10 protein-coding genes are annotated in these 13,477 nt (G+C 43.3%); 4 read left to right on the forward strand and 6 right to left on the reverse strand.

The features are described 5' to 3' along the window. Nucleotides 1-27: 27 nt before the first annotated feature. The 3 genes from FE394_RS03055 to FE394_RS03065 all read right to left on the reverse strand — a co-directional run bounded on the left by FE394_RS03055 (nt 28) and on the right by FE394_RS03065 (nt 2,891). The gene (locus FE394_RS03055; protein ID WP_319924933.1) at nt 28-891 is read right to left on the reverse strand and encodes an N-acyl homoserine lactonase; all 864 of its coding nucleotides are present in this window, start codon (nt 889-891) and stop codon (nt 28-30) included. Nucleotides 892-1,188: 297 nt separating this feature from the next. Next, nucleotides 1,189-2,121 carry a hypothetical protein gene (locus tag FE394_RS03060; RefSeq protein ID WP_319924934.1) on the reverse strand — a complete coding sequence of 311 codons (933 nt, stop codon included), beginning with the start codon at nt 2,119-2,121 and terminating at the stop codon, nt 1,189-1,191. A 224-nt stretch (nt 2,122-2,345) separates the two neighbouring features. After that, a complete protein-coding gene (locus tag FE394_RS03065; protein WP_319924935.1) occupies nt 2,346-2,891 on the reverse strand; it encodes a GNAT family N-acetyltransferase in 546 nt (181 codons plus the stop codon). A 589-nt stretch (nt 2,892-3,480) separates the two neighbouring features. Between FE394_RS03065 and tkt the strand changes: the two genes are divergently transcribed. The 4 genes from tkt to fbaA all read left to right on the forward strand — a co-directional run bounded on the left by tkt (nt 3,481) and on the right by fbaA (nt 9,171). Continuing rightward, on the forward strand, nt 3,481-5,475 hold the full coding sequence (gene tkt, locus FE394_RS03075; protein ID WP_319924937.1) for a transketolase: 1,995 nt from the start codon (nt 3,481-3,483) through the stop codon (nt 5,473-5,475). Nucleotides 5,476-5,761: 286 nt separating this feature from the next. Next, entirely contained in the window at nt 5,762-6,781 is a 1,020-nt protein-coding gene (gene epd / locus FE394_RS03080; RefSeq protein WP_319924938.1) for an erythrose-4-phosphate dehydrogenase, read from the forward strand. A 74-nt stretch (nt 6,782-6,855) separates the two neighbouring features. Continuing rightward, nucleotides 6,856-8,022, forward strand: a complete 1,167-nt coding sequence (gene pgk, locus FE394_RS03085) for a phosphoglycerate kinase (RefSeq protein WP_319924939.1) — start codon at nt 6,856-6,858, stop codon at nt 8,020-8,022. A gap of 72 nt (nt 8,023-8,094) precedes the next feature. Next, a complete protein-coding gene (gene fbaA / locus FE394_RS03090) occupies nt 8,095-9,171 on the forward strand; it encodes a class II fructose-bisphosphate aldolase (RefSeq protein ID WP_319924940.1) in 1,077 nt (358 codons plus the stop codon). A gap of 159 nt (nt 9,172-9,330) precedes the next feature. Here fbaA and dtpB read toward each other — a convergent pair whose 3' ends face one another. From dtpB to hpaB, 3 genes are all read right to left on the reverse strand, one after another. Then, nucleotides 9,331-10,797: a dipeptide/tripeptide permease DtpB gene (gene dtpB / locus FE394_RS03095; protein ID WP_319924941.1), complete on the reverse strand. Its 1,467-nt coding sequence runs from the start codon at nt 10,795-10,797 to the stop codon at nt 9,331-9,333. 507 nt (nt 10,798-11,304) lie between these two features. Beyond that, nucleotides 11,305-11,823 (reverse strand): 4-hydroxyphenylacetate 3-monooxygenase, reductase component, encoded by a 519-nt coding sequence (gene hpaC, locus FE394_RS03100; protein ID WP_319924942.1) that lies wholly within the window; start codon nt 11,821-11,823, stop codon nt 11,305-11,307. Nucleotides 11,824-11,844: 21 nt separating this feature from the next. Beyond that, nucleotides 11,845-13,407, reverse strand: a complete 1,563-nt coding sequence (gene hpaB, locus FE394_RS03105; RefSeq protein ID WP_319924943.1) for a 4-hydroxyphenylacetate 3-monooxygenase, oxygenase component — start codon at nt 13,405-13,407, stop codon at nt 11,845-11,847. Between the last annotated feature and the right edge of the window lie 70 nt (nt 13,408-13,477).

Genomic DNA, 13,477 nt, shown 5'->3' on the forward strand with positions numbered 1-13,477 from the left:
AGTGTTATATTTTTAGTAAACCTCAACTTAGTTGTTGATGACTTGATCTGAGGTATAGTAGGTAAAAGAGGCACTCTGATTATAATCAGGAGGAAGCTCTATTTTTACAATTGGTATTACTTTTCCAGTTGAATTATAAAAATCTTTTTGGTCATGTTGTGCTCCTTGTAATCCACCATCATTTCTTGAGAGATAAAAGAAGGCTTCTATCGGTAATTGATTAGGAATATCTTGAGGCCAGGTTGCCAGAATTGCTTCATTATTCTCTGTTAATTGAAGCTGTAAACGAGCCTGAACTCCTTGCATGAACGCATCGGCATTGCCACTGGTTTGGAGTTTTACATCGAAGCCACACTGGGCACTATCATCCTGACCACTATCATTATAGTTTTGTATCCATTGTTGTACTGTTGTAATTCCCTGTTGTTGGCAAGATTCACCTTGCGACATACCCATATAAATTCCACATCCGTGATTATCTCTGTTTACAGAATCTGCATTGGCAGGAAAATAGCAAAGAACTTCAGGATGAATTTTACCCTCTGAATCGGATGCGTAAGGAGAAAAAATAAATCCATTTTGATAGCCAGCATCTAGTGTAATAAGTTTAGAATCGTGTCTTAAATAAGAAAACGAGACACCCCCACTTTCTTGCGAGTGTGGGCTTGGGTTCCAAGAGTGATAATTGTCAGAAGGGACTGTTCCCCTTAATAAAATTCCGGAGCATAAAAATGCAGGGCTATTTTCATCGCCACAATTACTTCTATTATCACGGTATCTATCATCCAGACTTGCAATAAGTTCACTACCTGTTTGTAATTGGGTTGATTTAGAAAAAGATATTTGTGGTAATAATAAAAATAAAGAAATTAAAAATATTATCCTATTCATGTTTTTTCCTTAATTAACATTGAGTCATAATAAAAAATAATGAGTTTATAATCTCAACTTTTTATGCTGCCAATTCAAATTTCTTTTTTTTATCGCTCAATAATTAATAGTTATTAACTCGGGTTTTTATTTTTGGATTAAAAGTTTTATAGATGGTATAGATGTTGTGACTATTTATAAATTAAATTGGTTGCTATTAATAAATAGTCATATGTCAGGTGTTAAAATCGCTGTCTTATTACTTGTGGAAATTGATATTACTGTCCATTGTAGATTATGATTAAATCAATTTCATATTTAGTTGGGAATGGCTTGCTCTGTTGGGTTATAAGAGAAAGTAGCATCCTGACGGTAATCAGAAGGAAGCTTTATTTTTATAATCGTAATTACTTTTCCAGTTGAATTATAAAAATCTTTTTGATCATGCTGTGCTCCTTTTAGCCCACTAGCACTTTCTGAAAGATAAAAAAAGGCTTCAATCGGTAATTGATTAGGAATATCTTGAGGCCAAGCTGCAAGAACTGCTTCGTTATTCTCTGCTAATTGAAGCTGTGCACGAGCCTGAATTCCTTGCATGAACGCATCGGCATTGCCACTGGTTTGGAGTTTAACATCGAAACCACACTGCACACTATCATTCCGATTGTTATTACTATAGCGTTGTATCCATTGTTGTGCTGTTGTAATTCCCTGTTGTTGGCAAGGCGCGCTTTGTGGTAGACTGGGAGTAGCTCCACACCTGTGACCATCTCTATAACCAGAGGCTGCATCGTCAGGAAAATAGCAAAGAACTTCAGGATGAGTTTTACCCTCTGAATCATGTAAGTAAGGACGGAAAATAAATCCATTCTGATAGTTATAAGCGAGTGAAAGGAGTTTAGAATCGTTTCTTAAATAGGAAAATGAGGCACCTCCAATTTCTTGTGAGAATGGGCTTAGGTTCCAGGAATGATAATTATCAGAAGCGATTGTTCCCCTTAATAGAATTCCGGAGCATAAAAATGCAGGATTCTTTTCGTCTCCACAATCGTTTTTATTATCATTATACCAATGATTCAAATTTGCAACTACTTGATTACCTGATGATATTTGTGTCGTATTAGCATAAGTTATTGGCAGTCCTATTAAAAGCAAAGAAAATAGAAATATTATTTTGTTCATATTCTTCCCTTGATTAGTATTTAATAATGATGAGTAAATGAGCTTACAATCTCGTCTTTTTATTTTCATAATTCAAATTTCTTTTTTTTATCACGCAATAATTAATAATTATTGACTCTAGTTTTTATTTTTAAATTAAAAGTTTTATATGGTTTTTATTTTATGGTGGTATGTTTAATATACGAATGGATTATTTGTGTTTAAAACATCTATTCATTGTTATTTTATCGAGTATTCATCTGGTTTTACTTTAAAAGCGAGATAAATGTTTTTTCTACCAACTATCCAAAATCTCAAATCAATTTATAAAAATACGTTGTTCCTGAAAATTCGCCATTGGAGTTAATGGCAAAATCCGGGATCTGTCCAACTTCAATAAATCCACATTTTCGGTACAGGGCCGAAGCAGTGTCATTAGTTCGCGTATCTAAAACCAGTAAACTACGCTGTTGTTGCTTTGCCAACTGTTCCAATTCAGCCATCAGTATTTTGCCTATTCCACGTTGCCGATAAGCGGTGTGCACCATCAGTTTTTCTACCTCGGCACGGTGTAACCCATTCTTTTTCTTACACAGGGAAAGTTGTACTGCTCCGGCGATTTTGTCTCCTTCCAATGCAACTAACAGCAGGCGATGACCGGATTTAAGATCAGCTTCAACACCTTGCCAGTATTGTGCTGCTTCGTTTTTTTCCAATGGTGCAATAAAACCGACAGAGGCATCACTTTCGACACAATCATGCAGTAATTTAATAAGCTCATTTCGTCTTGTATAAGTGTCATCCAATCGTACGATGGTTGGGGCGGATATTGAATCTGAAGTAGGGTTGATATTTGTCATTTATTATTGAGTTTGGCGTCAAGAGTGGTTGAATACCATACAATAAGATTTTTGTCAGGTATACGGAAATCCGTTTCTTTTCCCAATATCAATACAGGTATTTACTGTTTCCCGAAAAAACTGGTAGCTGAAATCGCGTTAGAGGCTATTTATTCGAGTCTGTTAAACAATCAAAATATATTACAAGTTAATTTTGTTTGTTTTTGTGATGACAATTATGAGATTTATTATTCTCTGAGTCAGTAAATGTTTTCGGCTAAAAATTATTATCATTGTCATATAGTGATGTTAACCGGATAGGAAACCCGCGTTTTTAGCCTTGATTAACCCATTGAGTATCGTGTTTAATACGTGACTTTCTATTGCGCAAATCATTGGGTGAAATAATTTCTTATTGCGCAAAATCTTGCCTGCGGTTGTCTCTATCAGCCTGAAAAATCGGCAAAACAACGGGGTAAATCAAAGAATTGATGCGAAATGGAAATTAAGATAGTTTCCCTTATCTGGCATTAATGATTGCGGTTTATATGCTGCGCTGCGAAAATTAGTTCTTAGTTCACTAACGCTTTTATCCGACTTGGAGTAAAGAATGACCACTCGTAAAACCCTTGCTAATGCTATCCGCTTCTTGAGCATGGATGCTGTGCAGAAAGCAAAATCAGGGCATCCTGGCGCACCGATGGGAATGGCTGATATTGCTGAAGTGCTGTGGCGCGACTATCTGAATCATAACCCTTCTAATCCTAAGTGGGCTGATCGTGACCGCTTCGTGTTGTCTAATGGGCACGGTTCCATGCTGATTTACAGCCTGCTGCACCTCACGGGTTATGATGTTTCTATCGACGATTTGAAAAACTTCCGTCAATTGCACTCCAAAACTCCGGGTCACCCAGAATATGGCTATACTGCGGGTGTAGAAACAACCACTGGCCCATTAGGTCAAGGTATCGCAAATGCGGTAGGTTTTGCGATTGCTGAGCGTACACTGGCAGCGCAGTTCAACCGTCCGGGTCATGATATTGTCGATCACTACACTTATGCCTTTATGGGTGACGGCTGTATGATGGAAGGTATCTCCCATGAAGTTTGCTCTTTGGCAGGTACTCTGAATTTGGGCAAACTGATCGCCTTCTATGATGACAACGGCATCTCCATTGATGGTGAAGTAGAAGGTTGGTTTACTGATGACACCGCAGCGCGTTTCGAAGCATACGGCTGGCATGTTATCCGTGGCGTAGATGGTCATGACTCTGACGCTATTGCAGCAGCCATCGAAGCCGCGCGTAAAGAGACCGGCAAGCCATCTCTGCTGATGTGCAAAACCACCATCGGTTTTGGTTCACCAAACAAAGCGGGCAAAGAAGAATGTCACGGTGCTCCGCTGGGTGATGCAGAAATCGAAGCAACCCGTAAAGCGCTGGGCTGGGAACATCCGGCATTTGAAGTTCCTCAGGATATTTATGCTGGCTGGAATGCAAAAGAGGCGGGCAAAACTAAAGAAAGCGCATGGGATGAAAAATTTGCAGCTTACGCGAAAGCGCATCCAGAACTGGCAGCAGAATTTACCCGTCGTACCAACGGTGAACTGCCTGCAAACTGGGAAGCTGAATCTAAGGCATTCATCGAAAACCTGCAACAGAATCCGGCTTCTATCGCAAGCCGTAAAGCATCACAAAACGCATTGGAAGTATTCGGTAAAGTTCTGCCAGAATTCATGGGTGGCTCTGCTGACTTGGCACCAAGTAACCTGACCATTTGGTCTGGCTCTAAGCCACTGAACGAAGTTCAGAACGGTAACTATATTCACTACGGTGTGCGCGAGTTCGGTATGTCTGCGATCATGAACGGCATCGCTCTGCATGGCGGCTTTGTGCCTTATGGCGCAACATTCCTGATGTTCGTGGAATATGCCCGTAACGCAGTGCGCATGGCAGCACTGATGAAGATCCGCAGCATCTTCGTATACACCCACGATTCTATCGGTCTGGGTGAAGATGGTCCGACCCATCAGCCAGTTGAGCAGATTGCCAGCCTGCGCGTAACACCAAACATGAGCACATGGCGTCCATGTGATCAGGTGGAATCTGCGGTTGCGTGGAAGTATGCAATTGAGCGCAAAGATGGCCCGACTTCTCTGATCTTCTCCCGTCAAAACCTGGCACAGCAGGAGCGTACGGCTGAACAGTTGGCGAACATCGAGAAAGGTGCTTACATCCTGAAAGATTGCGCTGGCCAGCCTGAATTAATCCTGATTGCGACGGGTTCTGAAGTTGAACTGACTGTGAAAGCGGCAGAGCAACTGAGTGCTGAAGGCCGTCAGGTTCGTGTGGTTTCCATGCCATCCACCGATGCTTTCGACAAGCAAGACGCAGCATACCGTGAAGCAGTACTGCCAGCGGCAGTTTCTGCTCGTGTTGCTGTAGAAGCGGGCATTGCGGATTACTGGTTCAAATACGTAGGCATTAACGGTGCTATCGTTGGTATGCATACCTTCGGTGAATCTGCGCCTGCTGATGCTCTGTTCAAAGAGTTTGGTTTCACCGTTGAAAACGTGGTAGCCAAAGCGACCTCTCTGCTGAAATAATCAGCAAACGAGACTACAAGCGCATTCGTATCAATTTCTGAGCGAATGCGCTCTTTTTTTATTCAACCTTGCCTCATAATGTGATCAATGGCGCTTGCCATCACGCTTTTTTTCTCGTAATCTGGCTTTTATAGTAGCTGAACCGTTTCAGTTAAGTGCGTAAATCGGCGTATAAATGTCTTGTCTGTCACAATCTGGTTAATTTTGTGATGAATCATCCGTACAAGCAGCAGTTGCTCAGTTATCCTAAGCGGTTGCGTGACTACAGATAAATTCAGGGAGTAACATGACTATCCGGATAGCGATTAACGGGTTTGGGAGAATAGGGCGCAGTGTCTTGCGGGCCCTCTACGAATCCGGGCGTCGGGCTGAAATTTCAGTGATCGCTATCAATGAGCTGGCTGATGCAGAAGGTATCGCTCACTTATTGAAATATGATTCCAGTCATGGGCGTTTTGCATGGGATGTACGCCTGAATAATGATTTATTACAAGTAGGAGATGACAGCATTCGTCTGTTTCATCAATCTGATATCTCATCTCTGCCATGGAAAGAACTGGGCATTGATATCGTACTTGACTGTACGGGCAAATATGGTGAGCGGGTGGATGGGGAGTCTCATATCGCCAGCGGTGCCAAAAAAGTTTTGTTTTCTCATCCGGGAGGAAATAATCTGGATGCTACCGTGGTATATGGTGTTAATCACCATTCATTGGTGGCGGAAGATCGCATTGTTTCCAATGCATCTTGTACAACAAATTGTATCATTCCGATCATTAAAGCGTTGGATGATGCGTTCAATATTGAATCGGGGACAGTGACAACTATCCACGCATCGATGAATGATCAGCCAGTGATTGATGCTTATCATCGTGATTTACGTCGAACCCGGGCAGCCAGTCAATCCATTATCCCTGTTGATACAAAACTGTCTGCGGGGATCACGCGTATCTTCCCCAAATTCAGCGATCGGTTTGAAGCGATTTCTGTACGAGTACCGACCATCAATGTGACAGCAATTGACTTGAGCGTGACAGTCAGCACCGCAGTAAGTGTTGAGGATGTGAACCAACTCCTGCAAAAATCAGCGGTCAGGGAGTTTCGTGGTATAGTGGATTTCACTGATTTACCGTTGGTTTCAACGGATTTTAACCACGATCCCCATAGTGCCATTGTGGATGGTACACAAACGCGGGTTAGCGGTAAGCACCTGATAAAAACCCTCGTATGGTGTGATAATGAGTGGGGCTTTGCCAATCGTATGATTGATACGACGCTGGTAATGGCCGCAACTGGTTTCAAATAATCATTTGTTGTGTCACAAACGGCACACAGCAGAAGATTGAGTAATTTTATAGAGAATCAATGAGAGGATTCACCATGTCTGTAATTAAGATGACTGATTTAGATCTGGCGGGTAAACGCGTACTGATCCGAGCTGATCTGAATGTGCCAGTAAAAGATGGTCAAGTTACCTCTGATGCACGTATCCGTGCGTCCTTGCCGACAATTGAGGCAGCGTTGAGTCAGGGAGCCAAAGTCATGGTTACTTCTCACCTAGGACGCCCGATTGAGGGAGAATACAACGAAGAGTTCTCATTGCAACCTGTCGTTGATTACCTGAAAGAAAAGCTGACTTCTCCTGTTCGTCTGGAAAAAAATTATCTGGATGGTGTTGAAGTGGTGGAAGGCGAATTAGTTGTTCTGGAAAACGTTCGCTTCAACAAAGGTGAGAAAAAAGACGATGAAACATTGTCGAAGCAATATGCAGCACTGTGTGATGTGTATGTAATGGATGCCTTTGGTACAGCACACCGTGCTCAAGCGTCAACGCATGGAGTTGCCAAATTTGCGCCAATTGCTTGTGCCGGCCCGCTGTTGTCTGGTGAACTGGAAGCGTTGGGTAAAGCACTGCATAACCCAGCTCGTCCGATGGTGGCGATTGTGGGTGGATCTAAAGTTTCAACCAAGCTGACAGTGCTTGATTCACTATCCAAAATTGCCGATCAGGTGATCGTAGGTGGCGGAATTGCGAATACTTTCGTTGCTGCTGAAGGGCATAACGTTGGTCGTTCTCTGTACGAAGATGATTTGATTCCAGAAGCGAAAAAACTGCTGGAAAGCTGTGATATCCCCGTTCCTACCGATGTTCGTGTTGCGACTGAGTTCTCTGAAACTGCGGAAGCGACACTGAAATCCACCAGCGAAATTAAAGACGAAGAGCAGATCCTTGATTTAGGTGACGCTTCTGCTGAACGTCTGGCTGAAATCCTGAAAAATGCCAAAACCATTTTGTGGAATGGCCCGGTGGGTGTTTTTGAGTTTCCTAACTTCCGTAAAGGAACTGAAATTATTGCCCGTGCGATTGCTGAGAGTGATGCTTTCTCTATCGCAGGTGGCGGTGATACCTTGGCGGCAATCGACTTGTTTGAAATTGCCGACAAGATCTCTTATATATCTACTGGTGGTGGTGCTTTCCTTGAATTCGTTGAAGGTAAAAAACTGCCAGCCGTTGTGATGTTGGAAGAACGTGCTAACAGTAACTAGTACCTAGGATAATAAGTTGTGATAACGGGCAGCACTGACTGCCTGTTCAATGTCAATACAGGACCACGTAACATGTCTAAAATTTTTGATTTCGTAAAACCGGGTGTCATCACTGGTGATGATGTTCAAAAAGTCTTTGCCATCGCTAAAGAAAACAACTTCGCGTTACCTGCGGTTAACTGCGTCGGTACTGATTCGATCAATGCAGTGTTGGAAACGGCGGCAAAAGTACGTGCTCCGATCATTATTCAGTTTTCCAACGGCGGTGCATCTTTTGTTGCTGGTAAGGGTCTGAAAGCAGAAGGCCAACAGGCAGCGATTCTGGGTTCCATTTCTGGCGCTCACCACGTTCACCAAATGGCAGAACATTACGGTGTGCCTGTTATCCTGCATACCGACCACTGTGCACGTAAACTGCTGCCATGGATCGACGGTTTGCTGGACGCGGGTGAAAAACACTACGCACAAACTGGCAAGCCACTGTTCTCTTCCCACATGATCGACCTGTCAGAAGACTCTCTGGAAGAAAATATCGAGATTTGCAGTCAATATCTGGCACGCATGGCGAAAATCGACATGACGCTGGAAATTGAATTGGGTTGTACTGGTGGTGAAGAAGACGGTGTTGATAACAGCCACTTGGACAGCTCTTCCCTGTATACTCAGCCAGAAGACGTGGCTTATGCGTATGAAAAACTGAACGCAATCAGCCCACGTTTCACCATCGCGGCTTCTTTCGGTAACGTTCACGGTGTATACAAGCCCGGTAACGTTAAACTGACGCCAAAAATTCTGCGTAACTCGCAGGACTACGTTTCTGAGAAATTCAACCTGCCACACAACAGTCTGGACTTCGTCTTCCACGGCGGTTCCGGTTCTACCGCAGAAGAGATTCAGGAAGCCGTCAGCTATGGTGTTGTTAAAATGAACATTGATACTGACACCCAATGGGCAACTTGGGAAGGTATCCTGAACTACTACAAAAAGAACGAAGGCTACCTACAAGGCCAGTTGGGTAATCCAGAGGGCGCAGATAAGCCTAACAAGAAATTTTACGATCCACGTGTTTGGCTGCGCGCTGGCCAAACTGCCATGATCGTTCGTCTGGAACAGGCTTTCAAAGAATTGAATGCGGTTGACGTGCTGTAAAAAATCGTTATTCGGGGCCCCCATTTTCGGGGGCTTTTTGCTTTTTGGGGATTTTTTTGGGGAACTATTGGGGGAATTTTTAGATAGGTATCTCCGCTAATTCCATCAATACATAAGAACATAGCGGAGGATTGTCGTCATTAATAAGAATCAGGCTGATTACGCCTTCACTTCCTCTTTCATAATACGATTCAGCCATGGCACCATACAGGCCATAATCACGGCAATAACCAGAGTGGCGACGCCGATTTTACCAAACACACCCATATAAATCGGCAGGGTTTGCAGTGGATCAGTCACACCTACTGGGGTCGCAGTCAATGCCGCCACATGACTCGCCAACATTGATGCCACTGCTTGTGACAGGAACCACATTCCCAGAATAAAACCAGTCAGATAGCTGGGAACAAAAGCAGCCACCATTGCCAGACCTAAGGCGCTAATCATCAATTCTCCCACGCTCTGGAACAGATACACCAGCACGATAAACCACGGGGAAGTAATGCCTTGAGCATCAGCAAACAAACCAGAGGCAGCGGCTGTCAGGAAGCCAAGAGAGCACAGGAACATGCCGAAGGTGAATTTTGTCGGCATCGAAAAATCTTTGCCTTTGGCACCTAGCTTGGTATAGACAACGGCCAGTATTGGGCTGACGATGATGATCCAGAATGGATTCAGTGCTTGGAAACTGATGGGATTGATATTAAAACCAAGGAGCTGGTGATGAACGTTATTGATGGCAAAGAAGTTGAGGGAGGTTGGCATCTGGTTATACAGGATGAAAAACACAATCGCCTGAAGCATCAGAATAAAAGCCACAAACATTTTATTGCGACTCGCTTTATTCTGCTTGAACGCCTGCCAGAAGAAAATCAGCACGACAAGAACAGCAATGACAAACAAAGCAATATTGGCAACTTCGATGTTGTGCAATAGCCATGCGCAAACGCCAATCGTGGCAACACTACCCACCAGAACGACCAGTAGACTGAGTGGTTTGAGTGGTTGATGATCGGGTTCCGAACCGATGTTATGTACCATGCGGCGGCAGGCAATATAAACCAGCAGAGCGATAATCAGGCCGATACCGCAGATATTATAAGTGACGGTATAGCCATATTTTTCAGCAATCACAGGGGCAAGAGAGAGGGATACCAGAGAACCGATATTGATGGACATATAAAATAACGTAAATGCGCCATCCAGACGGGGATCTTGTGGTTGGTAACATTTAGCCAACAGGCTGGCAGGGTTGGCTTTGAAAAGACCATTACCGACCGCCACAGTCCCCAATGCATAAAAAATCAGTTCTGGATTCATGATAGACAGGCCAATCATAAAATAGCCGATTGCCATGATAATCGCGCCCAAAATAATGGCTCGTTTAGTCCCAAGTATGTGATCACCAACATAACCACCAATGGAAATCAGGCCGTAAACCAGTGCGGTGAATGCACCAAAAGTGATAAATGCCTGTGCTTCTGAAAATCCAAGTTGCTGTACGAAGTAAACGGCAAGAATGCCTTGAACGCCGTAGTAACCAAAACGTTCCCATAGCTCAACAAAAAAGATCATAAAAAAGGGTTTTGGTTGATCCCATAAACCGACTGGAGCGGTTTTATTCATAGTGAATGCCTCTGTTCGCTTTCATTCCGGTGGGCAATACATCCAGATGATTATACTTCTGTTAACATGTTTGCAACGTAATGTATCGCACGGGTTGTGATTTTGTTTATATATTCAGGGTGATCGTGAAGCGAGGGAGGTTAATATACTGGTATGGTATCTTCTCAACGATAGATCACACTAACGTAAAAAAGTAATACCAGATTTGAGAGAATATTCACTAAATTAATATCAAAAATTATTAATATGAAGGCTGTATGTTCGTAAATAAACCGATTTGGTTATAATTCATTCTTTTTTGTTTGTTTTCTGTTGGAAAATGATCGATGAAAAAATAGAGAGGGATGTTTTAATCAATCTCGTATATATATTAAGAATTTGTTATATATCTGGCGATGTATACCCTATGGATTTCTCATATTGATGTCAGGATGACTATCTTTATGAAGGTTCTTGATCAAGAACCTTCATGTGTAATGCGGGTTATGTGAAGTAATATTCTATTTTTTAAGCAATAGCTGCCATGTGTTTATCCATTACCTCATGAAAATCACGTTTAAAATAAATTAATCCATGTCCTGCTTCACGGACACGAATTTGTTTTATCTCGACCAGATATACATAGTGAGTACCGATTTCCTGTACTTGATCAATACGTCCTTCCAGATTGGCAAGCGTCTCTTTCAGCAGGGGCTGTCCCAATGTACCGGTTTGCCAGATATTCCAATTAAAACGTTCTTCCATGCTGGTATTCGTCATGCCGGCGAAATGACGCGCCATCAATTCCTGTTCATGATTCAGTATATTGACACATAAATGACCATTTTCCTGAAATACTGGATTCATGGCGCTATTGCGATTAATGCATACCATCAGAGTCGGAGGCGTATCTGTCACAGAGCACACCGCCGTTGCAGTCATACCGCAGCGCCCCGCAGGGCCATCCGTGGTGATGATATTCACCGCAGCGGAAAGGCTTGCCATCGCATCTCTGAAACGCAGGCGATGTTCATTTTCTACAGACATAATAGGCCTCCTGCCACTGATTTACTTCAGCAGCTTATCTAACAGGTTAATATCACAGTTATTGTGTAAATGGGGTCTGGTCCAGCCATTCAAATCATAGTCAGAGAGGCAACGATCCACCAATTCCGTCATTTTCTTCATATTGCCGGAGCCGTAAGCATGACGCAGACATTGCAGGCGAATTTCATCCTGACTGCCGGCATAATTGATTTCGTACAATTCATGGCGACCGCCGAATTCACTGCCAATGGCATCCCACATTAACTTCAAAATCTTAATTCGTTCTACATGGTCAATGCCATTAGAGCCACGCACGTATTTCTCAAGATACTTACTGATCTCAGGATTATTCATATCGCGTACACTGGACGGTAAATAAATCAAACCGCTGGTGACGTTGCTTTCAATGATATTTTTGATTTTTGTATAAGCCATGGGTGCCATCACGCGATAAGTCTGAATCGCTTGAGTATCGGGTAGATAAGCGCCATTTTCCCACGGCTTGGCCTCTGCCCACATGGCATCTGTCAGTGACCAGAACAGATTGCGCCATGCGACGACTTCACCCAGATCGGCCTGAACACCGCGAAAATCTATTACACCGGTGCATTCAAGGCTTTTTTGCAACAGTGCTGTGATGAAATCCAGCTTTACAGCAAGACGAACACAAGCCTGAATGGGGAATAGCCGGGCGAATCCACTTTGTACCGCCCAATTACGGGCGCGATCAAAATCGCGGTAAATTAACACGTTTTCCCACGGAATTAATACTTTATCCATGATCAGAATGGCGTCATTTTCATCAAACCGACTGGAAAGGGGATAATCGTAGGGCGATCCGGTAGCACCAGCCACTAATTCGTAGGAAGCGCGAGAGATTAATTTCACGCCATCGGCATCCATTGGTGCAACAAACATCAGGGCAAAATCGGGGTTATCCCCCATGACTTGTGCGGAGCCAAAACCGATAAAATTATAGTGAGTCAGCGCTGAATTGGTTGCCACCACTTTGGCACCACTAACGATAATCCCGGCATCCGTCTCTTTTTCTATCTGGATAAAAACATCTTTAACCTGATCTGCCGGCTTATGGCGATCAATCGGCGGGTTAACAATCGCATGATTGAAGTAAATGCAACTTTCCTGAATACGTTTATACCAGAGACGGGCATTATCGGCGAATTGCCCGTAATATTCAGGATAAGCGCCTAATGAACTGCAGAACGCGGCCTTATAATCGGGCGAGCGTCCCATCCAGCCGTAATTCTGGCGTGACCATTCAGCAATGGCATCGCGTTGTTGGCGAATATCATCTGAGCTGGTGGCAAAGCGGAAGAATTTATGTGTGTAGCCTCCATTGCCGGTATCAGTATTCCAGCAGAGAGTATCGTGGGTTTCTGGAGAATGCAGGGCATCATATAACTGACCAATAGAGGCAGCCGCATTACGGAAAGCCGGATGTGTTGTGACGTCCTTTACTCGCTCACCGTAGATATAAATTTCCCGGCCATCCTGAAGTGAATTCAGATATTCTTTGCTGGTAAAGGGGCGTTTATGGTCGGCACGCAAATCTTCTAGTTTCATGGCTACCTCATCATTGACATAATCCCCCTATTTGACCTTGTTATTTATATGGGGATTAAATGTTAATTTA

Source organism: Xenorhabdus littoralis (genome assembly GCF_033949345.1).
GTDB lineage: Bacteria > Pseudomonadota > Gammaproteobacteria > Enterobacterales > Enterobacteriaceae > Xenorhabdus > Xenorhabdus littoralis.